This window comes from Nocardia sp. NPDC019323 (assembly GCF_044389845.1).
Lineage (GTDB): Bacteria > Actinomycetota > Actinomycetes > Mycobacteriales > Mycobacteriaceae > Nocardia > Nocardia implantans.
The window spans coordinates 23,793-48,888 of the sequence record NZ_JBIRYN010000003.1; the positions used below are offsets into that span (position 1 = coordinate 23,793).

At 69.5% G+C, this 25,096-nt stretch carries 26 protein-coding genes; 18 read left to right on the forward strand and 8 right to left on the reverse strand.

Annotated elements, in window-relative coordinates:
- Positions 1 to 53 precede the first annotated feature (53 nt).
- The 8 genes from ACH49X_RS13070 (at position 54) to rdgB (ending at position 6,689) form a co-directional block, all read left to right on the forward strand.
- Positions 54 to 1,115, forward strand: coding sequence for a P1 family peptidase (locus ACH49X_RS13070; RefSeq protein ID WP_195077336.1), 1,062 nt, complete (start codon positions 54 to 56; stop codon positions 1,113 to 1,115).
- A gap of 188 nt (positions 1,116 to 1,303) precedes the next feature.
- Complete coding sequence (locus ACH49X_RS13075; RefSeq protein ID WP_357204838.1) at positions 1,304 to 1,723, forward strand: M67 family metallopeptidase; 420 nt, start codon at positions 1,304 to 1,306, stop codon at positions 1,721 to 1,723.
- Between the two features lie 33 nt (positions 1,724 to 1,756).
- Complete coding sequence (locus tag ACH49X_RS13080; RefSeq protein ID WP_195077337.1) at positions 1,757 to 2,029, forward strand: MoaD/ThiS family protein; 273 nt, start codon at positions 1,757 to 1,759, stop codon at positions 2,027 to 2,029.
- A gap of 8 nt (positions 2,030 to 2,037) precedes the next feature.
- A complete protein-coding gene (locus tag ACH49X_RS13085) occupies positions 2,038 to 3,000 on the forward strand; it encodes a cysteine synthase (protein ID WP_357104162.1) in 963 nt (320 codons plus the stop codon).
- 68 nt (positions 3,001 to 3,068) lie between these two features.
- Positions 3,069 to 3,785, forward strand: coding sequence for a rhomboid family intramembrane serine protease (locus ACH49X_RS13090; protein WP_195077339.1), 717 nt, complete (start codon positions 3,069 to 3,071; stop codon positions 3,783 to 3,785).
- A gap of 68 nt (positions 3,786 to 3,853) precedes the next feature.
- A complete protein-coding gene (locus ACH49X_RS13095; RefSeq protein WP_195077340.1) occupies positions 3,854 to 4,618 on the forward strand; it encodes a cyclic nucleotide-degrading phosphodiesterase in 765 nt (254 codons plus the stop codon).
- Between the two features lie 689 nt (positions 4,619 to 5,307).
- Complete coding sequence (rph, locus tag ACH49X_RS13100) at positions 5,308 to 6,078, forward strand: ribonuclease PH (RefSeq protein WP_195077341.1); 771 nt, start codon at positions 5,308 to 5,310, stop codon at positions 6,076 to 6,078.
- Positions 6,078 to 6,689 (forward strand): RdgB/HAM1 family non-canonical purine NTP pyrophosphatase, encoded by a 612-nt coding sequence (rdgB, locus tag ACH49X_RS13105; RefSeq protein WP_195077342.1) that lies wholly within the window; start codon positions 6,078 to 6,080, stop codon positions 6,687 to 6,689. Before rph ends, rdgB begins: the two co-directional genes overlap by 1 nt.
- A gap of 7 nt (positions 6,690 to 6,696) precedes the next feature.
- Here the strand turns inward: rdgB and ACH49X_RS13110 are convergent, their stop codons facing one another.
- The 4 genes from ACH49X_RS13110 to ACH49X_RS13125 form a co-directional block, all read right to left on the reverse strand.
- Complete coding sequence (locus ACH49X_RS13110; protein WP_067803046.1) at positions 6,697 to 7,059, reverse strand: DUF3817 domain-containing protein; 363 nt, start codon at positions 7,057 to 7,059, stop codon at positions 6,697 to 6,699.
- Positions 7,056 to 7,526, reverse strand: a complete 471-nt coding sequence (locus tag ACH49X_RS13115; RefSeq protein ID WP_195077343.1) for a transcriptional regulator — start codon at positions 7,524 to 7,526, stop codon at positions 7,056 to 7,058. Before ACH49X_RS13115 ends, ACH49X_RS13110 begins: the two co-directional genes overlap by 4 nt.
- Positions 7,527 to 7,814: 288 nt before the next feature.
- The gene (locus tag ACH49X_RS13120; RefSeq protein ID WP_195077344.1) at positions 7,815 to 8,690 is read right to left on the reverse strand and encodes an oxidoreductase; all 876 of its coding nucleotides are present in this window, start codon (positions 8,688 to 8,690) and stop codon (positions 7,815 to 7,817) included.
- A gap of 113 nt (positions 8,691 to 8,803) precedes the next feature.
- Positions 8,804 to 10,213: a lipase family protein gene (locus tag ACH49X_RS13125; protein WP_397069781.1), complete on the reverse strand. Its 1,410-nt coding sequence runs from the start codon at positions 10,211 to 10,213 to the stop codon at positions 8,804 to 8,806.
- A gap of 162 nt (positions 10,214 to 10,375) precedes the next feature.
- Here ACH49X_RS13125 and ACH49X_RS13130 point away from each other — a divergent pair, with 162 nt between their 5' ends.
- The 4 genes from ACH49X_RS13130 to ACH49X_RS13145 all read left to right on the forward strand — a co-directional run bounded on the left by ACH49X_RS13130 (position 10,376) and on the right by ACH49X_RS13145 (position 15,213).
- Entirely contained in the window at positions 10,376 to 11,035 is a 660-nt protein-coding gene (locus ACH49X_RS13130) for a TetR/AcrR family transcriptional regulator (protein ID WP_357204840.1), read from the forward strand.
- Positions 11,036 to 11,090: 55 nt separating this feature from the next.
- Positions 11,091 to 13,124, forward strand: a complete 2,034-nt coding sequence (locus ACH49X_RS13135; RefSeq protein ID WP_357204843.1) for an MFS transporter — start codon at positions 11,091 to 11,093, stop codon at positions 13,122 to 13,124.
- Positions 13,125 to 13,184: 60 nt separating this feature from the next.
- Positions 13,185 to 13,829 (forward strand): PadR family transcriptional regulator, encoded by a 645-nt coding sequence (locus ACH49X_RS13140; RefSeq protein WP_195077347.1) that lies wholly within the window; start codon positions 13,185 to 13,187, stop codon positions 13,827 to 13,829.
- 181 nt (positions 13,830 to 14,010) lie between these two features.
- Positions 14,011 to 15,213 (forward strand): FAD-dependent monooxygenase, encoded by a 1,203-nt coding sequence (locus tag ACH49X_RS13145; protein WP_357204846.1) that lies wholly within the window; start codon positions 14,011 to 14,013, stop codon positions 15,211 to 15,213.
- Positions 15,214 to 15,464: 251 nt separating this feature from the next.
- Here the strand turns inward: ACH49X_RS13145 and ACH49X_RS13150 are convergent, their stop codons facing one another.
- Positions 15,465 to 16,256: a helix-turn-helix transcriptional regulator gene (locus tag ACH49X_RS13150; RefSeq protein ID WP_357204849.1), complete on the reverse strand. Its 792-nt coding sequence runs from the start codon at positions 16,254 to 16,256 to the stop codon at positions 15,465 to 15,467.
- 86 nt (positions 16,257 to 16,342) lie between these two features.
- Between ACH49X_RS13150 and ACH49X_RS13155 the strand changes: the two genes are divergently transcribed.
- Both ACH49X_RS13155 and ACH49X_RS13160 read left to right on the forward strand, forming a co-directional pair.
- Positions 16,343 to 16,786 carry a hypothetical protein gene (locus ACH49X_RS13155; protein ID WP_357104178.1) on the forward strand — a complete coding sequence of 148 codons (444 nt, stop codon included), beginning with the start codon at positions 16,343 to 16,345 and terminating at the stop codon, positions 16,784 to 16,786.
- Positions 16,786 to 17,802, forward strand: coding sequence for an NAD(P)-dependent alcohol dehydrogenase (locus ACH49X_RS13160; protein WP_323123950.1), 1,017 nt, complete (start codon positions 16,786 to 16,788; stop codon positions 17,800 to 17,802). Before ACH49X_RS13155 ends, ACH49X_RS13160 begins: the two co-directional genes overlap by 1 nt.
- Here ACH49X_RS13160 and ACH49X_RS13165 read toward each other — a convergent pair.
- Positions 17,799 to 18,521: an HNH endonuclease family protein gene (locus tag ACH49X_RS13165; RefSeq protein ID WP_195077351.1), complete on the reverse strand. Its 723-nt coding sequence runs from the start codon at positions 18,519 to 18,521 to the stop codon at positions 17,799 to 17,801. The two genes, ACH49X_RS13160 and ACH49X_RS13165, sit on opposite strands and share 4 nt — an antisense overlap.
- Positions 18,522 to 19,104: 583 nt before the next feature.
- On the opposite strand from ACH49X_RS13165, the gene ACH49X_RS13170 reads away from it, so the two are divergent.
- Positions 19,105 to 20,064, forward strand: a complete 960-nt coding sequence (locus ACH49X_RS13170) for a haloalkane dehalogenase (RefSeq protein WP_195077352.1) — start codon at positions 19,105 to 19,107, stop codon at positions 20,062 to 20,064.
- Positions 20,065 to 20,129: 65 nt separating this feature from the next.
- The gene (locus ACH49X_RS13175; RefSeq protein WP_195077353.1) at positions 20,130 to 20,990 is read left to right on the forward strand and encodes an RNA polymerase sigma factor; all 861 of its coding nucleotides are present in this window, start codon (positions 20,130 to 20,132) and stop codon (positions 20,988 to 20,990) included.
- 5 nt (positions 20,991 to 20,995) lie between these two features.
- On the opposite strand, the gene mmuM is transcribed toward ACH49X_RS13175, so the two are convergent.
- Together mmuM and ACH49X_RS13185 are read right to left on the reverse strand one after the other, a co-directional pair.
- Positions 20,996 to 21,883: a homocysteine S-methyltransferase gene (gene mmuM, locus ACH49X_RS13180; RefSeq protein ID WP_195077889.1), complete on the reverse strand. Its 888-nt coding sequence runs from the start codon at positions 21,881 to 21,883 to the stop codon at positions 20,996 to 20,998.
- Between the two features lie 49 nt (positions 21,884 to 21,932).
- On the reverse strand, positions 21,933 to 22,592 hold the full coding sequence (locus ACH49X_RS13185) for a PhoU domain-containing protein (protein WP_323123948.1): 660 nt from the start codon (positions 22,590 to 22,592) through the stop codon (positions 21,933 to 21,935).
- A gap of 607 nt (positions 22,593 to 23,199) precedes the next feature.
- Here ACH49X_RS13185 and ACH49X_RS13190 point away from each other — a divergent pair.
- Positions 23,200 to 23,595, forward strand: a complete 396-nt coding sequence (locus ACH49X_RS13190; RefSeq protein WP_357204853.1) for a nitroreductase/quinone reductase family protein — start codon at positions 23,200 to 23,202, stop codon at positions 23,593 to 23,595.
- Between the two features lie 378 nt (positions 23,596 to 23,973).
- Positions 23,974 to 25,065 (forward strand): calcium:proton antiporter, encoded by a 1,092-nt coding sequence (locus tag ACH49X_RS13195; protein WP_397069789.1) that lies wholly within the window; start codon positions 23,974 to 23,976, stop codon positions 25,063 to 25,065.
- The last annotated feature ends 31 nt before the right edge of the window (positions 25,066 to 25,096 follow it).

Below are 25,096 nucleotides of genomic sequence, written 5' to 3' on the forward strand. Positions count from 1 at the left end.
CCGGCCGCGCTGCGAAGATCGGCGCGAAGAGTCCGCGCCGTGAGGAGTACAGAGTGAACGCCGAACCGGGTGAACGCAATTCGATCACCGACGTGCCCGGAGTGCTGGTCGGTCATCATCACGTCCTCGATCCGGACGCCACGCTCGGCTCCGGCGCGGCGACCGGATGCACGGTGGTGCGCGTGCCGGGCGGCGCGGTGGCGGCGGTAGACGTGCGCGGCGGAGGACCTGGCACTCGGGAGACCGACCTGCTCGATCCGATGAACACCGTGCGCCGGATCGACGCGGTCCTGCTCACCGGCGGCAGCGCCTTCGGGCTCGCCGCGGCCGACGGGGTGATGCGATGGCTGGAGGACAACGGCGCGGGCATCGTGATGGACCCGGCGGACCCGAGCCGGGTAGTGCCGATCGTGCCCGGCGCGGTGATCTTCGATCTTCCGGTCGGCGCGTGGGACATCCGCCCGACCGCCGAGTTCGGCTATCGCGCCGCGGCCGCGGCGGGCGTCGACTTCGCGCGCGGTTCGGTCGGTGCGGGCGTCGGCGCGCGTGCCGGTTCGATCAAAGGCGGGGTGGGCACGGCGAGCATCGTGCTCGGTGACGGCGCCGCCGCGGGGATCACCGTCGCCGCGCTTGTCGTGGCGAACCCCGTCGGCTCGGTGTTCGATCCGCGCACCGGGTTGCCGTGGGGGTGCGGCACCGACGGGCCCGGCTTCTTCGGGCTGCGGGAGGCGACCGAAGAGCAGCTGGCGGCGGCGAACGCGCTGCCGGTGAAGGGCACCGTGCTCAACACCACGATCGGCGTCGTCGCCACCGACGCCCCGCTCGATCCGGCGGGATGCAGGCGGGTCGCGGTCACCGCGCACGACGGGTTGGCCAGGGCGATCCGCCCCGCGCACTCGCCGCTGGACGGGGACACGCTCTTCGCGCTCGCCACCGGGACGGCGGAGGAGGACGCAGGTCTGCCACTGCCGCCCGCCTTTCCCTCCGATCTGCTTGTTCTCGACCAGATCTGCACGGCCGCCGCCGTCTGTGTCGAACGCGCCATCGTCGACGCGATCCGCTCGGCGCACACGGTGGCGGGCATCCCGGCCTACCGAGACCTGTTCGGCGTTTGATTTCCGGCGCCCGCTCGGCATCGCTTCGCTCGAAAGACGTGGTCGGGGGGAGCCCGGCGCAGATCTCCGGATGGCGGGTACCTGGTGGGCCGGAATCGGGGACCGGGCGAGCCGGCCGCGGGAATAGCCGAATATCCTGGCTCGTTGTCGACTGCGATGGGTCGGCGTTGTGGAAAGGTGTGCGACTCGTGCTGGTGATCAGGGCCGACCTCGTGGAGGCGATGGTGGCGCACGCGCGCGCCGATCACCCCGACGAGGCCTGCGGTGTCATCGCGGGGCCGGAGGGCTCGGATCGTCCGGAGCGCTTCATCGCCATGGTCAACGCCGAGCGTTCGCCCACGTTCTACCGCTTCGACTCCGGCGAGCAGTTGAAGGTGTGGCGCGCGATGGACGACGCCGACGAGGCGCCGGTCGTCGTCTACCACTCGCACACCGCCACCGAGGCCTATCCGAGCCGGACCGACGTGTCCTACGCCTCCGAGCCGTTCGCGCACTACGTGCTGATCTCCACCCGCGATCCCGAGCAGCACGAGCTGCGCAGCTACCGGATCGTGGACGGCGAGGTCACCGAGGAGCCGGTGCGGATCGTCGACGCGTACGAGAACTAGACCGATGCCTGTTCGCGAAACCGAGGAGTACCCATGCCGGTAACCGTCTCCATTCCGACCATCATGCGCGGCCTCACCAAAGGTGAGAAGCGCGTGCAGGCCGAGGGCGCCACGCTGTCGGCGCTGATCGACGACCTCGAGGCCAACCACCCCGGGCTCGCCGAGCGCCTGCTGAAGGATGGCAAGCTCAACCGCTACGTCAACATCTACGTCGACGACGAGGACGTGCGCTTCGCCGGCGGGCTGGACGCCGAAGTGCCGCAGGATGCCAGCGTGACGATCCTGCCCGCCGTGGCCGGAGGCTGACCCGTCCCGTGGCGCGTTACGAATCGCTGATCGCGACCCTCGGTAACACCCCGCTGGTCGGGCTGCGCACCCTGTCCCCGCGCTGGGACGGTGACGACCACGTGCGACTGTGGGCCAAGCTGGAGGATCGCAACCCCACCGGCTCGATCAAGGATCGGCCCGCTCTGCGGATGATCGAGCAGGCCGAGGCCGACGGGTTGCTGCGGCCCGGTTGCACGATCCTGGAGCCCACCAGCGGCAACACGGGCATCTCGCTGGCCATGGCGGCGAAGCTCAAGGGCTACCAGCTGGTCTGCGTGATGCCGGAGAACACCTCCGTGGAGCGGCGGCAGCTGCTCACCATGTTCGGGGCGCGGATCATCGACTCCCCGGCGGCGGGCGGCTCCAATCAGGCCGTCGCGCTGGCCAAGCAGATCGCGGCGGAGCATCCCGACTGGGTGATGCTCTACCAATACGGCAATCCGGCGAACGCGTCGGCGCACTACGAGACCACCGGCCCGGAGATCCTCGCCGACCTGCCCGAGATCACCCATTTCGTCGCGGGCCTCGGCACCACGGGCACGCTGATGGGGACCGGCCGCTTCCTGCGGGAGAAGGTGCCCGGCATCGAGATCGTGGCCGCCGAGCCGCGTTACGGCGAACTGGTCTACGGCCTGCGCAACATCGACGAAGGGTTCATCCCCGAGCTGTACGACGAGAGCGTGCTGACCACCCGCTTCTCGGTCGGCCCTTACGACGCGGTCAAACGCACTCGCGAACTGGTGCTCGAAGAGGGCATCTTCGCCGGGATCTCCACCGGCGCCATCCTGCACGCCGCGCTCGGCGTCGCCCGCAAGGCGGTGAAGGCGGGCACGCGCGCCGACATCGCGTTCGTGGTGGCCGACGGCGGATGGAAGTACCTGTCCACCGGGGCCTACGACGGCACCCTCGAAGAGGCGGAAGAGCGGCTCGACGGCCAGCTCTGGGCCTGATTCCCCGGCCGCGCCGGTACCCTCGGTGGGGGCGGGGCCACGCCCCCCGCCACGGCGAGGAGGTGGCCATGACCGGCGCGGGACTGGGGCCGTCGTTCGACCCTGATCGGCTGGCGGCGCTTCGTGCGCGAGTGGGCAAGCCCGCTGGTGCTCCCATGCGGCCCGCCGCCGGAGGCTTCGCCGCGATCAAGCAACTGTGGCTGCGGGCCGGTGTGCTGATCGCCGGATTCGTGGGAGTGCTCTACGGCGTCGAAGGGGTGGACACCGCCGTCGGCGGACAGCTCGACCACGCGGGCATCGAACCGCGCCGCGCCGACGGGCTGACCGGCATCCTGTTCGCCCCGTTGCTGCACGGCGGCTGGCCGCATCTGATCGGCAACACGCTCCCGGTGCTGGTGCTCGGTTTCCTGGTCCTGGTGACCGGCATCGGACGCGGGCTCGCCGCGACCGCGATCATCTGGCTGGGTGCCGGGCTCGGGGTCTGGCTCACCGGCGCGACGGGCAGCACGCACATCGGGGCGTCGTCGCTGGTGTTCGGCTGGTTGACCTTCCTCATCTCGCGGGGCTGGTTCGCCCGCAACGTCGGGCAGATCGTGCTCGGCCTCGTCGTGCTCGCCCTCTACGGGTCGCTGCTGTGGGGTGTGCTGCCCGGTCAGCCCGGAATCTCTTGGCAGGGGCACCTATTCGGCGCGTTGAGTGGATTGCTGGCCGGCTGGGTACTCTCTTCGGATGCACGACGAAACCGCCGCGGGGACCGAGCCGGAACCGGTGCGTCGCCGCGGTGAGCGGGCGGCCCGCCGGAAATGTGGGGGATCCTTTCTTGAGTGAGAATTCCGCGTGGCAGCATGGGGGGATGCGCCTTACCGTCCTCGGGTGCTCGGGCAGTGTGTCCGGCCCGGACTCTCCCGCGTCGGGTTACCTGCTGACCGGCCCGGACATGCGGCCAACGGTCATCGATTTCGGTCCGGGTGTGCTGGGCGCGTTGCAGCGCCACGCCGATCCCGGTGAGGTCGACATCTTCCTGACCCATCTGCACGCCGACCACTGCCTCGACCTGCCCGGTTTGCTGGTGTGGCGCCGCTACCACCCGACGCCCCCGGAAGGGAAGGCGATCGTGCGCGGCCCGTCGGACACCTCGCTGCGCATCGGCAATGCCTCCGCCGAGGTCGGCGGCGAATGCGACGACTGGTCGGATGTGATCGACATGCGTGCCTGGGTCGAGGGCGAGCCCGTCTCCTTCGGGCCGGGCCACACCGTCACCGCGCGCCGGATGTACCACCCGCCGGAGTCCTACGGTCTGCGCATCGTCACCGCCGCCGGCCGCACCTTCGTCTATACCGGCGACACCGCGCTGTGCCCCCAGGTCCACGAACTCGCGCAGGGTGCCGACATCCTGATGGCGGAGGCATCGTGGACCCACGACCCGGCGAATCGCCCACCCGGCATTCACCTCTCGGGCACCGAGGCCGGCCAGATCGCCGCCCAGGCAGGCGTGAAGGAACTCCTGCTCACCCACATCCCCCCGTGGACCTCCCGCGAAGACGTGATCGCCGAGGCGAAGGAACAGTTCACCGGCCCCGTGCACGCGGTGGCCCCTGGCGAAACCTTCGATCTCTGACCGAATCCGGTAACGACAGGACCGGCGCGCACTCATCGAACGGGTTCGCACAACGTGTGAAGCGCACTGTCGCATCACGCCGGGTCGCCCGAACGACGCGCCGATCCAAGAATCCGTAAGGCATTCCGTCTGCCGAAGCTCAGGGAGTCGACTCGATCCGACTGCCCACAACTCGGTGCCGACTCGCAATCGGCCCGCCGCTTCGTGGTGCCGCCCATGGCTTACACAGCGAGGCCTGCGAAGACACCCGCCGAACTCCTCTGGTCCCCGCCGTGATCCCACACGCCCGGCGCGCCTCGACCACGGCTCTCGACCGGAGCGAGACGCAGCATGCGCCCTCCGAAGCCCGGCTCGTCTGGACGCTACCGCCGTTCGATAGACGAAGCAGCAGCGGTGGCGTACGACACCCCGCCGACAGGGGCGCCCTGTGAATCACGCGCTTGTCACGCAGCGTGCCCAGCGCACCACCCCTACAGGTTTCGAGCGAAGCGAGACCGAGCATGCGCGTTCGTGGCCCGGCTCGTGTCCGAGTGGCCGCCGCGTAGGCGACGAAGGAGCAAGCGGCGGTCGCTCGGATACGAGCCATGAGGGGGCCGCGAACACCCAGCGCCGCAGGCGCTGGAATACAAACACAGCCGCGAACACGCCGCGACGAAGTCGCGGCCAATCCAACCCAGTATTCTGTGGCCGTGTCGAGACGAGCCGATGGCAGGGCGGACGATGAGCTCCGCGAGGTCCGGATCACCCGTGGTTTCACCACGCATCCCGCGGGTTCGGTGCTGGTGGAGTTCGGGCAGACGCGGGTGATGTGCACCGCGAGCGTCACCGAGGGGGTGCCGTCGTGGCGGCGTGACTCCGGATTGGGCTGGCTCACCGCGGAATACGCGATGCTGCCTGCGGCCACGCACACCCGGAGCGGGCGTGAGTCGGTGAAGGGCCGGATCGGCGGGCGGACCCAGGAGATCAGCCGCTTGGTCGGCCGCTCGCTGCGCGCCTGCATCGACCTGGCGGCGATCGGCGAGAACACCATCGCGATCGACTGCGATGTGCTCCAGGCCGACGGCGGCACCAGGACGGCCGCCATCACCGGCGCCTACGTGGCGCTGGCGGACGCGGTGACCTATCTCGGCGCGGCGGGCGCGCTGGCCGACCCGCAGCCGATCTCCTGCGCGATCGCCGCGGTGAGCGTCGGCGTGGTCGACGGCCGGGTGCGCGTGGATCTGCCTTACGAGGAGGATTCGCGCGCCGAGGTCGACATGAACGTGGTCGCCACCGACACCGGAACGCTGGTGGAGATCCAGGGCACCGGCGAGGGAGCCACCTTCCCGCGTTCCACGCTGGACAAGTTGCTCGATGCCGCGCTCGCCAGTTGTGAGCGGTTGTTCGTCGTGCAGAAGGAGGCGCTGGCGCTGCCGTACCCCGGCGTGCTTCCCGAACCCGCCGAGCCGAAGAAGAAGTGATGACCCGCCGTCTGCTGGTGGCAAGCCGCAACGCCAAGAAACTGAACGAATTGCGCCGCATCCTCGATGAGGCTGGCATCGCCGGGATCGAGCTCGTCGGATTGAACGATGTTCCGCCGTACGACGAGGCGCCCGAGACCGGCGCGACGTTCGAGGAGAACGCGCTGGCCAAGGCCCGCGACGGCGCGGCGGCCACGGGGTTGGCCTGTGTCGCCGACGATTCCGGCATCGAGGTGGACGCGCTGAACGGCATGCCGGGGGTGCTGTCGGCGCGCTGGTCGGGCAGGCACGGCGACGACGCGGCCAACAACGCGCTGCTGCTGGCCCAGCTGTCCGACGTGCCGGACGAGCGGCGCGGCGGGCGATTCGTGTCCACCTGCGCGCTGGTGGTGCCGGGCGGCGCGGAGACCGTGGTGCGCGGTGAATGGCCCGGTTCGATCGGGCGGAAGCCGGTGGGCGACGGTGGTTTCGGTTACGACCCGCTGTTCATCCCGGAGGGCGGCGACCTCACCGCGGCCCAGCTGACACCGGCCCAGAAGGACGCGGTGTCGCATCGGGGACGGGCGCTGGCCCGGTTGACGCCCGCGCTCGCGGCGCTCGCCGAAGGCTGACGCGGCCTCAGACGCCGTAGGTCTGCTTGACCTGCTTGGCGTTGACGTGCTCGACGAAGAACGACAGCAGCGGGATGGTGCCGGCGAGCAAGGTGCCGACGGTGCGCAGGACCGGCCAGCGGACCTTGACCGCGAGATCGGCGGTGACCAGCAGGTAGACGAAGTACACCCAGCCGTGCACCACGGCGATCCAGCTGGGGGTCGCCACGTCGAAGCCGTATTTGGCGATCATCTCACCGGTGAGCAGCAGCAGCCAGAGGCCGGTGATCCAGGCCAGCGCCCGGTAGCGCAGCAGCGCCGGGCCGATCTTGGCCGCGTTTCCGGCCGGGGCCGGTGCGGTGGTCTCGGTGGAATTCTCGCTGGTGGTCAACCGGCGCTCCTCTCGCGGGTGTGCAGGCCCGCCGCGCGGACCTGTTCATCGATGTCGTTGGCGTGCAGCGCGGCGAGGTACCGGTTGTACTCGGCGAGCACGGGATCCTCGTCCCGGACGGCTTTCGGCCGCTCGGGCAGCAAACCCGGCGGCAGTTCGGTCGGCGCGATCGGTTTCGGGGTGCGGCTGGCGGCGGAAGCGGGCCGCGGGGCCGCGGCGGATTCGTTCTTCTCCTCGGGTTCGCTTGCCTCGCGCTCGAGCCGTACGAACCGGAAGTAGGCGAAGACGGCGAATCCCGCGAACAGGGGCCACTGCAACGCGTAGCCGAGATTCTGTGCGGTGCCGGTCGCGGACTCGTACCGCTCCCATTGCCACCAGGCCAGCCCCAGGCAGCCCAGCGCGGCGATGATCACCAGCGCGATGAGGGCCGGGCGGTTGTGTGCCGAGCGGCGGGGTGAGGCGGACACGGCTTCTACGGTACCCGTTCTACTACGCGGGCCGTAGAACGAGGTACGCCGTCCGTCGCCCGCTGTGACCACGGTCATCGCGGCGGCGAGCGCACTGTCGACGTGGCCGGTCCGACCGGAGCCGAAGGGCGGGCGCGCGGCTCGGTCGGACCGGACGCGTCGACAGCTGGTAGATCGTTCCCCCATCGCGTGCGCGGAGCGGTCCCGGTTTCACTGGCCGTGGCTTGATACGTCCGGACCGGGTCGGCGGTGGAGCGGTTGCGGGTTGACTGCTCCGTTGTCGCCGGTTCAGACGGGGTAGATGACGCCGGTCTTGCGCTCCGATTCGGCCCACAACCGCTGCCACAGGTCCCGGTTCTGCGACAGGCGGGTGGAGGACGAGGGTTTGACCGGGCCCTGGCTGCCGAAAAGGCGGGTCGGGCCCCAGTAGGTCTCGGGGTCGGCGTCGGGCATGGTGGCGGCGAACAAAGTCGAGTGCGCCGCCTTGGCGGGGGAGTGGCCGATCAGGCGGATGAACGGCTTGGAGATGTGATCGAGCGGGGTCTCGGTGTGGGCGAAGAGGTCGGTGGCCGAGACACCGGGATGCACCGCGTAGGAGCGCTTGGACGAGCCGGATTCGCGCAACCTGCGCTGCAGTTCGCGGGCGAACATCAGATTGCACAGCTTGGACTGCGCGTAGGCGAGATTGCGCTGATACCGGCGCTTCTCGTAGTCGAGGTCATCGATCCAGAGCTTCGGCGTCTGCTTGTGCGCGATGCTGGAGAGGGTGACCACCCGATCGGTGATCCGGTCCAGCAGCAGGCCGGTGAGCGCGAAGTGTCCGAGGTGGTTGACTCCCCATTGGGTCTCGAAGCCGTCCTTGGTCCGCGAGAACGGGATGTTCATCAGGCCCGCGTTGTTGACCAGGACGTCGAACCGGTCGCTGTCGTCGGCGAACTTGCGCACCGAGGACAGATCGGCCAGGTCGAGTTCCGCCACGCGGACATCGCCGTCGATGCCCGCCGCGACCTCTTTCGCCTTGACCGCGTTGCGACAGGCCATGATCACCGTCGCGCCCTTGGCGGCCAGGACTTTCGTGGTGACGGCGCCGAGGCCGCCGTTCGCGCCGGTGATGACAAAGGTGCGTCCCGTCTGGTCCGGGATCTCAGCTGGTTTCCACGCCATGCGTCAACCTTACTCTGGAGTAAGTTTACGGGGAAGAATATCGCCAACGATCGTCTCAGACGCGGAAGCTCGTGTCGTGGAGGACGACCGCGACACGAGCTGCCGGCCGGTGTTCAGCGGCCGCTGCCGATAGGTTGCCCGAAGGCGGCCGCGAGGACGTCGCCCACCGTCTCGCCCCAGACCTGCCAGGTGGCGGGGTCCAGCGTCATCGAGCCGACATCGGTGACGGTGACGCCGTCGGCCACCGGCACGCCCGCGAACCGGTCCTTCAACCACAGCAGCGCGCGCGGCGCGGCGATCGGATCGAGGGTGAGGTGCTCGCTGAAGTGGTCGCGGATGTACTCGACCCGTGCGCCGGGGTCCTTGGCGTAGGTACCGACCAGCTCGTTGACCGGACCCACCGGAATGAGCCAGTCGGCGTTGGCCTGGTACATCAGCATCGGCATGTCCGGCACCGCCTGGCCCAGCTTCGTCTTGTTCAGAACGTCCACGACGGCGGGATCGGTGAACGGATTCTTCGCCAGCATCCCCAGGTTGTCCGCGAACGGGAACAGCGCGGCCTGGTAGCTCGCGCAGAGCTGCTCCTTGCCCGCGATCATGAGCCTGCCCAGGCCGTTGGCGTTCTCGTCGAGGAATCGACGCAGTTGCGGATATTCGCGCGAGACGCCGAGCGCGCCCGCGAAGATCAGCCCGGCGGAGAGATTGCCGTTGGCCATTCGCAACGCGGCGGACAGGTCGGCGGGGATGCCGCCCTCCGCGGCGCCGACCACGTTCAGTTCGGGTGCGTAGGCGCGCTTCAGTTCGGCGGCCCAGCCGGTGGCGATCGCGCCGCCGGAGTAGCCCATCATCCCGACCCTGGTCCCGGTCCCGGACAGTTGCATCGGCGCGAAGTTCTCCGCGGCGCGAATGCCGTCGAGCGTGATGCGACCCGCCAAAGGTCCCGCGGCGTACGCCGAATCGGGCCCCTGGTGATCCGGGATCACCGCGGCCCAGCCCTGGGCCAGCGCGGCCTGCACCTCGAGGAACTGCGCGGCCACCAGGGTCGAGCCGGTCAAGGTCGCCGGGATGGAACCCATCTGCAGCTGATACGACGGCATGCAGTAGTTGCCGGTCGAGTCCTCGGCGATCTGGTAGGAGAACAGCGGCCGGTCGGCGACGTAGCCGCGCGGCTTGATCACCGTTGCCACGGCGGCGATGGCCTCGCCGCGGGAGTTGGTGGAGCGGTAGGACAGCTGCCAGGCGTCCACGTTCACCGGAAGCAGCGAGAGGTTGGCCAGATTGACCTGGCGCGCGGCGATGATCTGGCCGGGAGCCAGATCGGCGTAGGTCTGCGCGGGCGGGCGGTAGAACGCCGGGTCGAAGCCGGGCGGCAGCGGCGGAATCGGGAACGGCAGCGCGGGCTGGACCACCGGAGCGTCCGGCTGGGGCTCGGCGGCGGCGGAGCCGGGGAGCGACGGCAGCCCCACCGCGACCGCGGCGAGCGCCGCGAGCAGCTTCGGTGCGTGCTTGCGGGAAATGACCACGCGAGAACCTCTTCGTTCGGTGAGCCACATTTGTGAGCCCCATCGGTTTCAGACTGGCCCCGAGTATGCGGCGTCATGACCGCCGATCACAAGTAGGCAGCGGCGACCGTCAAGGCGACGGGACCGGTTCGTGGTCGCCGTGATTTCGCTACGGTGAGAGATGTGACGGCGACAGTGGGCAGGCAATACGGTGGGCGTGCCGTCGTGGAACGGAAAGCCGAGCGGCGGCAGCGGTTCCTCGAGGCGGCCACCCGGATCTTCGCCGAGCGCGGCTATGCCGACTGTTCGCTGGCCGACGTGTGCGCCGCCGCGGGTTTGTCCAAACGGCAGTTCTACGAGGAGTTCCAAGCCAGGGAGGACGTGCTGGTCGCCGCGTACGACCGGATCCAGGACGAGGCCGCCGCCGCCGTGGTCGCGCGGATGGACGCGCTCGACCCGCGGTTCGACCTGCGCGCCGCGATGACCGCCGTGGTGACCGCCTACCTGGAATCGATCGGCTCGGATCCCTATCGCGCGAAGGTCGCCTTCATCGAAGTGGTCGGCGTGAGCGAGCGGATGGAGCGGCACCGGCGCGAGCGCAGGCACGGGTGGGCGGCCGTGCTGGAATCCCACGTGGTGCCCGTGGTAGCGCCAGGTTCGCGGATACGCGGCGCGCCCGGGTGGGGGGCGAGCGCCTTGATCGGCGCGATCAACGGCCTCGCGCACGAGTGGGTGCTGGCCGCTCCGCGTCCGACGGTGGCCGAGCTCGTCGATCTGCTCGTCCCCATCGCGATGTCGCTCATCGAACCGCGCGACGAAGCGCGGGAGAGTACGGCCGGCTGATTCGCTGCCGTGTCGCTGGATATTCATCCGAGCGGCGAAAGCCCATACTGAGCTGATGGCCGGTTCGGTTGCTGTCGCCCCGGACCCTGTCGCTCCGATGGGCAGGGCCAAGACCAACATCGTGTTCGGCACCATCGTGCTCGGCATGCTCATGGCGGCACTGGACCAGACCATCGTGTCCACCGCGCTGCCCACCATCGTCGCCGACCTCGGCGGCGCGGGGCATATGGCGTGGGTGGTCACCTCCTACCTGCTCGCCGAGGCGGTGGCGACGGCGCTGGCGGGGAAGCTCGGCGATCTGTTCGGCCGCAAGCTGGTGTTCCAGATCAGTGCCGTGATCTTCATCGTCGGCTCGATGGTCGCCGGGCTGGCCAACGGCATGTTGTTGCTGGTCCTCGCCCGTGGGATCCAGGGCTTCGGCGCGGGCGGGTTGATGGTCACGTCGATGGCGCTGATCGCCGACATCATTCCGCTGCGGCAGCGGGGCAAGTATCAGGGCGCGCTTGGCGCGGTATTCGGCGTGACCACGGTGATCGGCCCGACGCTGGGCGGCCTGTTCACCGACCATGCCAGCTGGCGCTGGTGCTTCTACGTCAACGTGCCGGTCGCGGTGGTGATGATCGCGCTGGCGGCCCGCACCCTCCCGCGGGTGCGCGCCGCGGCCAAACCGGTGATCGACTACCTCGGCATCGGCCTGGTGGCGCTGGGCGTCTCCTGCTTGATCCTCGGCCTGGAATGGGGCGGTCAGCAATACGCGTGGAATTCGCCGACGATCATCGGCCTGTTCGCCGCGGCGGTGTTCCTGCTCGCCTCGTTCGTCGCGGTGGAGTTGCGGGCCACCGAGCCGATGCTGCCGATGGGCTTGTTCCGCAGCCAGGTGTTCACGGTGTGCTCGATTCTCAGCTTCATCGTCGGCTTCGCGATGCTCGGCTCGATGACCTACCTGCCCGCGTATCTGCAATACGTCGACGGCGTTTCGGCCACCATGTCGGGTGTACGCACGCTGCCGCTGGTGGCGGGCCTGTTCGCCACCTCGATCCTGTCCGGGCAGGTGGTCGGCAAATCCGGGCGCTATCGGTATTTCCCGATCGCGGGCACGCTGGTCATGTCGCTCGGCCTGTATCTGATGTCGACGATGGGCCGCGACACCGGCACGTGGCTGGAGTCGCTGTACATGCTGATCCTCGGCCTCGGCATCGGACTGGCGATGCAGGTGCTCACCATCGTCGTGCAGAACACCGTGCCCTACGCCCAGCTCGGTACCGCGACCTCCGGCGTCACGTTCTTCCGCACGCTGGGCAGCGCCTTCGGCACGGCCATCTTCGGCACCCTCTACAGCAACGAGATCGGCCCCGACCTCGCCGCCGCCCTGGCCCGGGTCGGCGTGGTGCCGCCCGCGGTCGCCGCGGATCCGCAAGCGTTGCGCGCCCTGCCCGCCGAACAGTCGGCGCCGATCATCGACGCGTACGCGGACTCCATCGACCACGTGTTCTTCTGGGTCGTGCCGATCGCACTGGCCGGATTCGTGGTCGCGTGGTTCCTGCCCGAGGTGCCGCTGCGCGACAGCGCGCGGGCGGGCGCGGGGGATGTGGGGGAGGGGTTCTCGGTGCCCGACTCACCCGATCGGCTGGTGCAACTGGAACGGGCGATCGCGGGGACCATGCGCAGGGCGGGAGCGCAGGATCCGATCGGCCCGCGCATCCTCGCCGACGCCGACAGCGACCTCACGCGCGGCGAGGCATGGGCGCTCGGGCAGGTGTATCTGCGCGATCGCGTGCGCGGCGACGCCACGCTGACCGGGATCGCGCGGGCGCACCGCGTGCCCGAGGAGGTGATCGAGCCGATCTACGACCAGGTCGGCGCGGAAGGTTATCTGACGCGGGAGGGACAGCGACTGCGGCTCACCGACGCCGGAGCGGCCGAGCTGGATCGGATCAAGGCGGCCTGGCGGCGCTGGCTCGACACCAGGCTCGACGACTGGAACGAGGCCGATCCCGCCGATCGCGCGCTGCTGGATCAGGCGCTGGCGAACATCGCCACCAAGTTGCTGGAAGACCAGACGCGCGCACAGGAGACGGTGCCAGCCTGATCTGCTTGCGGCCGATTACTCGTAGACGTATATTCGTAGACGAGTAAGGGAGGTGCCGCGATGAAGAAGCGCAAGGTCGACAACCTGCTGGCGCTCGCGGTGCTGTCGGTGATCATCGAGCGCCCGATGCACCGCTACGAGATCGCCCAGACCCTGCGCGAGCGGGGCAAGGACCACGACATGGCGATCAAGTGGGGTTCGCTCTACACGGTCGTGCAGAACATGGCCAAGGTCGGGTTCCTGGAGGTCGTCGGCAGTGAACGGGAAGGCGCCCGGCCCGAGCGGGTGATCTACCGGATCACCGACGCGGGCCGTGCCGAGATGGCCGATTGGACCAGGGAACTGCTGTCCACTCCGGAGCCGGAACATCACCGGTTCGTCGCGGGCCTGTCGATTCTCGCGGTGCTTCCGCCCGCCGAGGTGGTGGAACTGCTCGGCACCCGCCTCGAAGCGCTGGAGCGCACCATCGCCACCGTGCGCCGCGAACTCGGCGAGCTCGCGGGCACGCTGCCGCGGCTGTTCATCATCGAATCCGAGTTCGGGCTGGCGATGCTGGAGGCCGAGGCGGCGTGGACGCGCTCGCTGCGCGCGGAGCTGACCGAGGGCACCTTCCCCGGACTGGCCCAATGGCGCGAGTGGCACGAGCGCGGCATGCTGCCGTCCGACGTCGACGAAATGGTGGAGAGGGGGATGGCCGAGAACTAGCCGAGAACCGGACCCGGCGAAGGTGCGGCAACACCGCCGCCGGGCCCGATCGAACAGTCTCGAACCGCGCCCGCGAACGCGCACCCGGCTACAAGGCTGGCAACCACAGGATAACCGGGTGGGTGGCGCGCGAGTCGGTTCGGGCAACCGAATCCGTATCGCACGAATCCTGGAGACACCCATGTCCACAACACGTACCGCCCTGGTGATCGGTGGCGGCATCGCCGGCCCCGTAGTCGCGACGGCCCTGCGCAAAGCGGGCATCGACGCCCGCGTCTACGAGGCCTACCCCGGCCCTTCCTACGGCATCGGCAGCGGGCTCGCGCTGGCGCCGAACGGCATCGCCGCGCTCGACATCATCGGGGCGGGCGACCCGGTCCGCGCGATCGCGCTGTCGGTCCGCAATATGAACATGTCCGTCGGCGCCAAGGTGCTGGAGATGCCCGGCATCCCCGATCTGCCGCCGCTGCAATTGGTCGATCGCAGTGAGCTGCACCGAACGCTGCACCAGCACGCGGTCGCGGCGGGCGTTCCGTTCGAGTACAACAAGCGCCTGGTGGACGCGCACGAGGACGAGTCGGGCGTCACGGCCAGGTTCGCCGACGGCAGCGCGGCCACCGCCGACGTGCTGATCGGCGCGGACGGCATCCGTTCACGGGTGCGCACGCTGATCGACCCGAACGCTCCCGGCCCCGACTACACCGGCATGCTCGGCTTCGGCGCGACCACCGAGTGCGACGCCGACATCCCGCCGGACACCATGACTTTCGCGTTCGGCAAGCGGGCGTACTACCTGTACTGGCCCCTGGGAGACGGGCGGGTGGCGTGGGGAGCCAACCTGCCGCACAAGGAATATCTGTCGCTCACCGCGGCGCGGGCGGTGCCGAGCGCGCATTGGTTGAAGATCTTGCGCGAGACCTACCGCGACGACACGCCGGGCGGCGAACTCGCCCGGCGCACCACCGAGGAGCAGTTGGAGGTGGTCGGCGCGCTGCACATCATGCCGCCGGTGCCGCACTGGCATCGCGGGCGGATGGTGCTGGTGGGCGACGCGGTGCACGCTCCGTCCAACAGCTCCGGTCAGGGCGCGTCGCTGGCGATCGAGAGCGCCGTGCAGCTGGCCCGCTGCCTGCGTGATCTGCCTGCTGCGGAGGCGTTCGCGGTCTACGAGCGCTTGCGGCGCGAGCGGGTGGAGGGCGTCGCGGCCCGCGCCGCGAAGATCAACCACAGCAAGACGCCGGGGCCGGTGGGGCGCAGGGTCATGCAGCTGCTCATGCCGGTCATGGCCAAGACCGTGATGAAGCCGGAGAAGACCATGGGGCCGGAGCAGCGCTACCGGATCGATTGGGACGCTCCCGCCGAGCGCGAACTCGCGTCGGTCTGAGTCGGCTGGTAGGTCCCGCGGGTTTCGCCACCCGCGGGGCCTGTCGACGGCTGGACAGCTCTTGTCCGGCTCGCCGCCGACTTGCGGACAGTGGTTTCGAAATCGTCGGGGCCCCACTCCGATTCGGAGTCGTTCGCGGCGCTGATGGAACCGGCATCGGCCACCGCATCTGCGGCGCGCCGCCCGTGTCTCCCCGCACGTCGAGCCGGTGCGTCCGTCGCCGTGCGGGCGGCACTGGTGAGCGCGAGCGGTCAGTAGCGCGTCGCGCGGTCGCGCAAGATCCGCGCGGTCTGCTCGTCGCCGGGCAGGAACGCCTCCAGTTGCAGCTCGGCGAGCGTCACGTCCACCGCGGTGGCGAACGAGGTGAGCGTGGTGATCAGGCGCAACTCCCCGTCGGCGCTGCGCAGCCGCAGCGGCACCGCGAAACCCAGATGGTCCGGACCCGGCTCGGCTTGCGGCAGATAGGTCTCCAGTTCGTCTATGAGCTCGTCCAAGACGGGATCGGGGCTGCGGGCCATCCGGTTGCGCAGCGCCTCGGTGACATGCCGTCCCCATTCCGGCAGGTTGACCACGCGGGCGGCCAGGCCGTCCGGGTGCAGCGCCAGCCGCAGCACGTTGACCGGCGGTTCCAGCAGCCACGGGGCTGCGCCCTCGGTGAGCACGCCGAATGCCGCATTGGCCGCGAGCAGCACACCGTGCGGCCGGACCACCAGCGCCGGGTAGGGCAGGTGGCCGTCCAGGATCGCCCGCAACGCCGCCAGCACCGGCGCCAATGCCTCGGTGTCCAGCGCCGATTCGGGGAAGACCGGCGCGTAACCCGCGGCGAGCAGCAGTCCGTTGCGCTCACGCAGCGACAGCTCCAGTGATTCGGCCAGTCGCAACACCATGGTGCGTCCGGGGCGCGAGCGGCCCTGTTCCAGAAAGCTCAGATGACGCTGAGTGGTGTCGGCGCGGATCGCGAGATCCAGCTGGCTGACCCGGCGCAGCGTGCGCCAATGCTTGAGCTGCCGGGCGAACCCGGTGGACTCGGCCGCCGTCGTCATGGCAGCAGTATCGGGCGTCGGGCGGCGGGCTCGCCATACCTTGCGGGGAATCGCACAGGCGTCGAAGGACGGCAAGACTTCGCCGCATGAGCAAGACACTCGATGAGCAGGAACTGTCCCGATTCGCCGAACGCTACATCGCGCTGTGGAACGAGCCGGACGCCGAGGCCAGGCACGAGCGCGTCCGGCAGCTGTGGGCCGAGGACGGCGCCCAGGTGCTGGTGGATCCGCCGCAGGCGATGCGGGAGGCGCTGGCCCGGTTGTCCTTCCCGATCCCGACCGTGGAGATCCGCGGTTACGAAGCGCTGGACCGGCGCGTCGATCGCGCCTACGAGGAGTTCGTCGCCCCTGGTGACCACATTTTCGTCCCCGAGGGGCCCGCGATCCGCCTCTCGGTGAACCTGATCGGCCTGACCTGGCATATGGTGACGAAGGCCGACGGGGCGGTAGTCGGCGGCGGATACGACGTCATCGCGCTCGACGACGCGGGCCGGATCCGGTGGGACCACCAGTACATCGGCGTCGCCTGATGACGGCCGTCGCCTACCATCTCGACCCCTCGCGCGGGGCGGGCGCGCTGACGGCCGCACCGCAGGAGATGCCGGTGCCCGGCCCACGTCAAGTGGTGATCCGGGTGCGGGCGGCGTCCCTGAATCGTCGCGATCTGATGTTGCTGGACGGGACCTACCCGCTGCCCGCGACGCCTGGCGTCGTCCCGCTCAGCGACGGCGTCGGCGAGGTGATCGCCGTCGGCGAGAAAGTGACGCGCGCCGCGGTGGGCGACCGGGTGACCGCCACCTACTTCGTCCGCTGGATCGACGGCCCGCAGCGCCGAGCGCACGTCCTCGAGCAGTACGGCGCGACGTATCCCGGCATGCTCGCCACTTACGCGGTGCTGGAGGAGGATTCGGTGGTGCACGTGCCCGGCCACCTCACCGACGTGGAGGCGGCCACGCTCACCTGCGCGGGGGTGGTGGCGTGGGCGGCGCTGAGTACGCCGCTGCCGGCGCGGCCGGGTGAGACCGTGTTGACCGTCGGTAGTGGATCGGTGGCGCTGTTCGGCGTGCAGCACGCGAAAATAATTGGCGCCGACGTCATCTCGGTCACGTCGAGCGCCCGCAAGGCCGAGCGGTTACGCGCGCTCGGCGCCGACGAGGTGATCGATCGCAGCCGGACGCCGGACTGGGAGCTTGCCGTGCTCGACCGCACCGGCGGCGACGGGGTGGAACACGTCCTCGACGCGGTGGGCATGCCGACGCTGGCGAAATCAGTGCGGTCGGGCGGATACAACGCGCGGATCACCATGATCGGCGCGATGCCCGCCGCCGACCCGCCCGCGGGCAGCCCGTTCGGGACGTCGTATCTGTCCATCCGCCGCATCGCGGTGGGCAGCCGGACGCATTTCGAGGCGATGAACCGAGCGATCATCGCCCACCGGATGCGCCCCGTCATCGACCGCGTGTTCGCCTTCGAGGAAGCCGAAGCGGCCTACCGGTACTTCCGCGCCGGGAATCCGTTCGGGAAGGTGGTGATCGAGTTTCCCTAGGGGCAGGCGGCGAGAATCCTTGCCATGGCGTCCTTCTCGGCCGGGGTGACCCAGAGCTGGTAGGCCGTTTTCACCTGGATCTGCCTGGTCACGTAGGCGCAGTGGTAGCCATTGCTCGGCGGCAGCCATTCGGCCGCGTCGGAGTCGCTCTTGGACTGGTTGGTCGGGCCGTCGACGGCTTGCAGGTTCATCGGGTCGTTGGCCAGGTCGCGGCGGCGTTCGGCGGAGAGTTTCTGCGCGCCTTTCTGCCAGGCGTCCGACAGCGCCACGACGTGGTCGATCTGCACGTCGTCGGAGGACTTCGTGCCGCGCTTGAAGTCGATGGTCTTGCCGGTGTAGGGGTCGGCCAGCCTTCCGGTCGCGACAATGCACTTGCCCGACTTGAACGTCACGTCGGTCATATCGCGCTGAAGGATGTCGTTGCGGGTGTCGCAGCCGTTGTTGCCGCCGGGCACCGAGACGTTGTCCGACCAGGGCGGTCCGAATTCATCGCGGCTGTAACCGGTTTTGGGCGCGCGGTCGGCCACGCGCAGCGAGTTCAGCAGCGCGAGCGCGTCGCGCGAGGGAATCGGGGCAGGCGCGTCGGCGCAGGCTCGCCCGCCGGAACCGCAGCCGGAGGCCGCGGAATCGCCGGGCGGAACGGTGGTGCAGGAGACCAGTCCGAGGGAAGTCGCCACCATGACGCCGATCAGAGCCAGCCGTTGCACTGTGGACTTCATCGAACTTCCTAACGCCGCATCCACTTGGAACTGTAACCGGCGTCAAGGTATCCAGTGGCGAGGTTCGCACAACCGAACGGCGCGTATGAGATTCGGCACAGCGAACCTCGCAGCCCGGCGGCGAGGCCCGAGAACGGGGCCGCCCCCGAATCGCCGTGCCGGCGCCGATTCGGGGGCGGTTTATCACGAGCAGGCCGGTGGAGCCGCGCGGTTGTGCGGATGGTTGTCCACTCCGAAGGCCGCACTGGGACGACACCACGGGGCTGATGAGGGGGAGGTCCCGAGGTGTCGAGCCGCGCCTGCTCCGGGCACGCTCGTGATGATCAGGGGTGATCGATGTCCGGCGGGCGCCGGTGACCAGGGAAGCCGTCCTCCGGTTCCAGCACGCATCCGCTCCGTCTCGATCCCGCTTGATTCTACGTACCAAGACAGTAGATAGCCGCCTCGCGAGTTGGCAAGTTCGTTCGGACGGTCCGGAAAATTTCTCAGCCGATCTTCAGTTTCGGCCATGCAACTACTGCATGAGTACGGATGTGCCCCAGGTTCGCCGGTCCCGCGCCGAGCGGTTCGATGGCCTGTGACGATGCTCACTTCGTCCCCGGTCACAGGCGGCGGTTTTCGTGTGTCCAAACGGGTGCAGGCGAAAAGCCGGACCCGAAAGGACCACATCATGCCTACCGTCGACGTCATCGATTCGTTCATCCACTACCGCGACAGCGGTGCGGGCGAGATCCCCGTCGTGTTCCTGCACGGCAATCCGACCTCCTCGCATCTGTGGCGCAACGTGATTCCGCACGTCGCCGACCGGACCCGGGTGCTGGCGCCGGACCTGATCGGCATGGGGGAGTCGGGGAAGCCCGACAGCGCCTACCGTTTCACCGATCACGCCGCCTACCTCGATGCCTGGTTCGATGCGCTCGGACTGGACCGGGTGGTGCTGGTGGGGCACGACTGGGGCGGCGCGCTCGGCATGGACTGGGCCGCTCGGCATCCAGGTCGCGTGCGCGGCATCGCGCTGATCGAGACGTTCCTGCGGCCGATGCGCTTCGACGAGCTGCCTCCGCTCGGCGCCGAGTTGTTCCGGAAGTTCCGCTCCGCGGAAGGGGAGCGGATGATTCTGGAGGAGAACATGTTCATCGAGTTCAACCTGCCGAAGGGCGTCGCGGACCTGTCGCCGGAGGATCACGACGTGTACCGGGCGCCGTATCCGACGCCGTCCTCGCGCAAGCCGCTGCTGGTGTGGCCGCGAGAGTTCCCGCTGGACGGCGAGCCCGCCGACGTCGTGGCCCTGGTCCGGGACTACGGCGCTTGGGCGGCCGCGACGCCAGAGGTACCCAAGTTGCTGATGGCGCTGGAGGACGGTGTGGGGCTGGGGTCGGCGGAGGTGATCGACTGGGCGGCGAGCACCTTCGCGAGCGCGGAGGTCGCGCAGATCGGCCCGGCGGGCCACCACGCGCCGGAGGACCGGCCGGACGAGATCGGCCGGGCGGTCGCGCAGTGGCTCGACCGGCACGCCCTGGCCGGGGCCGCCGCTCGCGCGTGACAGCGGCCGCGATGTGATTCCGGCGGTGCTTGCGCCGACCGCGGCGCGGGCCGAAAGATGGCCGGATGAGCACCGAACAGCAGCAGGCCGCGGCGCGGGAGAAGGCCATGGTCGCCCGCGCGGTCGCGGGCGACCGGGACGCCGTCGCGCAGGTGGTGCGCCTGTTGCAGGATCCGCTGTACCGGCTGGCGCTGCGCATGGTCTGGCGGCCCGCGGAGGCCGAGGACGCGACCCAGGAGATCATGGTGCGCGTCCTCGATCATCTGCACACCTGGCGAGCCGAGGCGAAGCTGCTCACCTGGGCCTACCGCATCGGCGTCAACCACCTGCTGAATCTGCGGCGGCAGACTCCGCAGGAGGCCGCGGAACTGAGTTTGGACGCCTACCGGGACGGGCTGGCCGACGGACTGTCGGAAGCGGACTATCGCGGACCGGAAGCGGTGCTGCTGACCGCCGAGGTGCGGCTGACCTGTAGTCAGGGCATGCTGCAATGCCTGGCCAGGGACGAACGGATCGCCTTCGTGCTCGGCGACGTGTTCGAGCTGAACTCCACCGAGGCCGCCTGGATCCTCGACATCACTCCCGCCGCATACCGGAAGCGGTTGGAGCGCGCCAAGAAACGACTCGGGAACTTCCTGAACGCGACCTGCGGCCTGGTCGATCCGGCGGCGTTCTGCCGCTGCTCGCGCCGGGTGGACAAAGCGCTCGCGCTGGGACGGATCGATGGGAGCCGTCCGGTGTACACACGCCATCCGGTCAGCCCGGGCGGACGCACCGCGGCCGAGGCCGAACGGCAGATGATCCGGCTGCACGACGCGGCGTCGGTGCTGCGCGCGCATCCCGACTACGCCGCCCCGCAAGCGAAGATGGACGCGATCGCCGCACTGCTCGGCTCGGGTCGTTTCCCCATGCTCGAGGAGAAGTGAAGCGATCAGCCCCGTGCTTCGGCCTCAGGCGGGTTGCCCCTCAGTTCCCTTGCCAGGCGGGCGATCCGGTCGGGACCGACGCGGCAGCATCCGCCGATGATCCGGGCGCCTCGGGCGAACCAGTCGCTGGCTTGTCCCGTTGTGAACCGTGCGGGTCCGCTCCAGCGGTGGCGCACCGCGTCCCAGTCCTCACCACTGTTCGGGTAGGCGACCACGGGTTTGCCTGTGCCCGCGGCGAGTTCCACCGCGGCGGCGACATCGGCGGGGGCGCAGCAGTTCACCCCGATCGCGACGATCGAGTCCGAGGCCGCGGCCACCGCGAAGGCGTCGGTGAGCGGTTGCCCGGCCCGGGTGCGCGTACCGTCGATGGTGTAGCTCAGCCATGCGGGCACGCCGAGATCGTTCACCACGTCGACCAGCGCTTCGGCTTCGTCGATGTCGGGGATCGTCTCCAAGGCCAGTAGATCCGCGCCCGCCTCTGCGAGCACCTCCATGCGCGGCCGATGCCAGGCGCGCAGTTCGGCCACGGTGCGTCCGTAGCGGCCACGGTATTCCGATCCGTCCGCCAGCGCGGCGCCGTAGGGACCGATCGAGGCGGCGACCCATCGGCGCCGATCGCCGGCGCAGGCGTCGCGGGCCGCGCAGGCCAGCGCCACGCCACGCCGCCACAGCCGCACCGTCTGCGTCCTGGCCAGCCCGCGCGCGGCGAAACCGTCGAAAGAGGCCTGGTAGGTCGCGGTGGTCGCGATGTCGGCGCCCGCCAGGAAATAGGCTTCGTGCACGGCCCGGATCGCGGCCGGATCGTCCACGAGCAGGCGGGCCGACCACAGCGCGCCGGACAGGTCGTGGCCGCGTGCTTCCAGCTCGGAGGCCAACCCACCGTCCGAGATCAAAGCCCCCGCCGCCGGGCCGAACAGCACGACTCCACTGTAGAACGCGGACTCACTCGTCGTCGGCGGGCTGGGCGGTCGGGGGCACCCCGGTGTCGAGGAAACGAATGAGCCGCTCGATGCGCGCGGTGTGATCGGCGCAGCGTTCCAGGTGGTGTCCGAGCAGCGCGATATCGATCGCGACCTCGGTGGCCGGTTGGGCGGACGGGTCGCGCAGCGCGGCATGCAACTGCTGGTGCAGCGTGTCCATCGAATCCGCCTGCGTCTCCTGCTCCGGCAGCGGGTGCTGGCCGGCGACGGCGCGCCCGGCCAGGGCCGTGCGCTCGGCCGCGAGCTTGCCCATCGCGGCCAGGATGTCCAGGATGGGTTGCTCGGCAACGTGCCCCGGGTGACTCTGATACACCTTGTCGGCGACCCGGCTGGCGAGCCATCCGATGCGCGACAGCTCACCGGCGATCTGGATCGCGGTCACCACGTGGCGCAGGTCGCGGGCCACCGGCGCTTGTAATGCCAGCAGCACCACCGTGCGCGCCTCGCACGCGCCGTAACTCTTCTGCAGCTGCTCGTCGAGAGCGAAGACCTCGTAGGTCGCGGTGAGGTCGGCGTCGACGAGCGCGTCGGTGACGCGCTCGACGGCGTCGTGGGCCAGCGTGCACATCTGCGTCAGGTCGTTGGTCAACGCGATGAGCTCGGCAGTGAACTGGGTGCGCACCGCCAAATTCTCACCTATCGACCGGCGCGGGGTCGATTCCTTGCCGGATGTTCTTCGGTAACGACATCGCCTCGGCTCGCCCGCGCGCGATCGCGCAACCGGGCGGCCAGCGGGAATCGCGGGTTGTCTCGCGACCCAACTTCGGTTTTCGGCCGCTGGAGCTCTCCCATGACGGTGGGTCAGCCCGATATTATCGGGCGGACCACGTTGCGCTGCAATAGTTTCCGCAACACTGGGCGATCGTCGCGAACATGTGCCTGACCGGGCAGCGGCCGCTCTCGCGTGGTTCCGCTGCATAGGGAGTGAGCGCTGCGCGTGCTTACGGTCGAGAGTGCCGAGATATATTGCCGGAATGGGCGATCGTGTCGCGCGTCACATTGTGGCGTTGCCGCATACGGCTACTCGTCCGGTTGCTCACCGCGTGCCCTGCCCGGCCCGAACCGATGCGGCGGAGGGTCGATACTGCGCGACGCGATGGGGGAGTGTTCGCGTTCCGGTTCCTATCGGCGCCTCGGCCGGTCGCATCCGGATTCGTGCGCTGGTCAACGCCCGAATCGCGCGTGTCGCGCAACCTGCCGACGGGTGCGCCCGGTGTTACGGTCGCCGCATGCCGAACTTGCGCGATATCCAGCATCGGGTGGTGACGACGTTCCAGCGCCGACTGGGCAATCCGATCCTCAGGACGCTGCCCGGCCAGACTCTCCTGGAGACCACCGGCCGGGTCAGCGGGCAGCCACGGATCACGCCGATCGGTGGGCGAAAGGTCGGGCGGGAATTCTGGCTCGTCTCCGAGTTCGGCGAGCGTTCGCAGTACGTGCGGAACATCAAGGCGAACAACCGGGTCCGGCTGCGCCTGCACGGACACTGGCACACCGGTACCGCGCACCTGCTGCCCGACGACGACTCGCGCGCCCGGCTGGCCTCCTTGCCGCGCGGCAACAGCGCGGCCGTCCGGTTGGTCGGCACCGACCTACTCACGCTACGCATCGATCTCGACGACTGAGCGGCGGTCACGCATCCCGCTCCGCGAGTGGCGCACCACTGTGCGGCCCTCTCGCGATTCGACACAGCCATGTGCCACTCGCGGGATCCGCTCGGGGTGGAGAGCGCGGCCATGGGTAGGGGCGGAGCGATCACGCGGAGTAGGACGTGAGTGATAGTCCAACGGCCGCCGTTGGATTCGTGTGTTCGGGATCACCGTGCGCGTGTCGTGGCCGAACCGCGCTACAGGGTTCGTCGGGCTGATCGAACAGACATCAGTGGATTTCGTCGCTGGGGGCTGGTGGCCCGCTTTCGCACATCGTGCCTGGATAAGCGAGTCGGAGGCGGGGCTGTTGGTCACCTGACCGGGATGCGGATAATTTGCTGGGATCATGGGGGCATGATCCGTGTGTTGATCGCTCGCTGGACCGTGCTCGTACCGTTGCTCGCCGTCGTCGCTCTCGTGGCTACTTGGGGCCGGAGTCTGCCCGGGGTCGCGGTGATGATCGTGGCGGTGGCGCTGATCGGGGCGGTGCTCTCGGCGGTGCACCACGCGGAAGTGGTGGCGCGCCGCGTCGGTGAACCGTTCGGCTCGCTGGTGCTGGCCGTCGCGGTGACCGTTATCGAGGTCGCGCTCATCCTCACCTTGATGACCCAGGGCGGCGACAAGACCGCGACCCTGGCGCGCGACACGGTGTTCGCCGCGGCGATGATCACCTGCAACGGCATCTTCGGTCTCTGCCTTCTGGTGGGGGCCCTGCGCAGGCGCGTGGCGGTGTTCAACGCCGAAGGCACCGGCGCGGCGCTGGCCACCGTCGCGACGCTGGCGACGCTCAGCCTCGTGCTGCCGACCTTCACCACGAGCAAGCCCGGTCCGGAGTTCTCGCCCGCGCAGCTGGCCTTCGCGGCGGTGGCCTCGCTCGCGTTGTACGTCTTGTTCGTGATGGTGCAGACCGTGCGTCATCCGGACGACTTCCTGCCGGTCGAAGCGGACGGGGTCGTCGCGGAGGACGACGAGGGCGTCGAGCCGCCGACGGTGCGCGACGCCGTCACCAGCCTCGGCCTGCTGCTGGTCGCCCTGGTCTGTGTGGTGGGGCTGGCGAAGGTGGTCTCGCCCGCCGTCGAATCGGCGGTCCAGTCCGCGGGTCTGCCGCAATCGGCGGTGGGCGTGGTGATCGCGCTGCTGGTGCTGCTGCCCGAGACGATCGCCGCGGTGCGGGCCGCGCGCCGCGACCAAGTGCAGATCGGTCTCAATCTGGCGCTGGGTTCGGCCATGGCGAGCATCGGCCTCACCATTCCGGCGATCGCCGTGGCCAGCATCTGGCTGGACGGCCCGCTGGTGCTCGGCCTGGGCGCGACCCAGATGGTGCTGTTGGCCCTGACCGTCGTGGTGGGCGGCCTGACGATTGTTCCGGGACGGGCGACGCTGCTGCAAGGCGGCGTCCATCTGGCCGTCTTCGCGGCCTTCGTCGGCCTCGCCGCCAGCCCCTAGGCGCCCAGGTGGTCGTAGCGGCGGGTTCCGT

Bases quoted from the DNA above. Each gene is read 5' to 3' on its own strand.
- ACH49X_RS13080 (WP_195077337.1), top strand. From the start codon at position 1,757: ATGCCGGTAACCGTCTCCATTCCGACCATCATGCGCGGCCTCACCAAA.
- ACH49X_RS13090 (WP_195077339.1), top strand. From the start codon at position 3,069: ATGACCGGCGCGGGACTGGGGCCGTCGTTCGACCCTGATCGGCTGGCG.
- ACH49X_RS13095 (WP_195077340.1), top strand. From the start codon at position 3,854: ATGCGCCTTACCGTCCTCGGGTGCTCGGGCAGTGTGTCCGGCCCGGAC.
- rdgB (WP_195077342.1), top strand. From the start codon at position 6,078: ATGACCCGCCGTCTGCTGGTGGCAAGCCGCAACGCCAAGAAACTGAAC.
- ACH49X_RS13120 (WP_195077344.1), bottom strand. From the start codon at position 8,690: ATGGCGTGGAAACCAGCTGAGATCCCGGACCAGACGGGACGCACCTTT.
- ACH49X_RS13135 (WP_357204843.1), top strand. From the start codon at position 11,091: ATGGCCGGTTCGGTTGCTGTCGCCCCGGACCCTGTCGCTCCGATGGGC.
- ACH49X_RS13140 (WP_195077347.1), top strand. From the start codon at position 13,185: ATGAAGAAGCGCAAGGTCGACAACCTGCTGGCGCTCGCGGTGCTGTCG.
- ACH49X_RS13145 (WP_357204846.1), top strand. From the start codon at position 14,011: ATGTCCACAACACGTACCGCCCTGGTGATCGGTGGCGGCATCGCCGGC.
- ACH49X_RS13150 (WP_357204849.1), bottom strand. From the start codon at position 16,256: ATGACGACGGCGGCCGAGTCCACCGGGTTCGCCCGGCAGCTCAAGCAT.
- ACH49X_RS13155 (WP_357104178.1), top strand. From the start codon at position 16,343: ATGAGCAAGACACTCGATGAGCAGGAACTGTCCCGATTCGCCGAACGC.
- ACH49X_RS13160 (WP_323123950.1), top strand. From the start codon at position 16,786: ATGACGGCCGTCGCCTACCATCTCGACCCCTCGCGCGGGGCGGGCGCG.
- ACH49X_RS13165 (WP_195077351.1), bottom strand. From the start codon at position 18,521: ATGAAGTCCACAGTGCAACGGCTGGCTCTGATCGGCGTCATGGTGGCG.
- ACH49X_RS13170 (WP_195077352.1), top strand. From the start codon at position 19,105: ATGCTCACTTCGTCCCCGGTCACAGGCGGCGGTTTTCGTGTGTCCAAA.
- ACH49X_RS13175 (WP_195077353.1), top strand. From the start codon at position 20,130: ATGAGCACCGAACAGCAGCAGGCCGCGGCGCGGGAGAAGGCCATGGTC.
- ACH49X_RS13190 (WP_357204853.1), top strand. From the start codon at position 23,200: ATGCCGAACTTGCGCGATATCCAGCATCGGGTGGTGACGACGTTCCAG.
- ACH49X_RS13195 (WP_397069789.1), top strand. From the start codon at position 23,974: ATGATCCGTGTGTTGATCGCTCGCTGGACCGTGCTCGTACCGTTGCTC.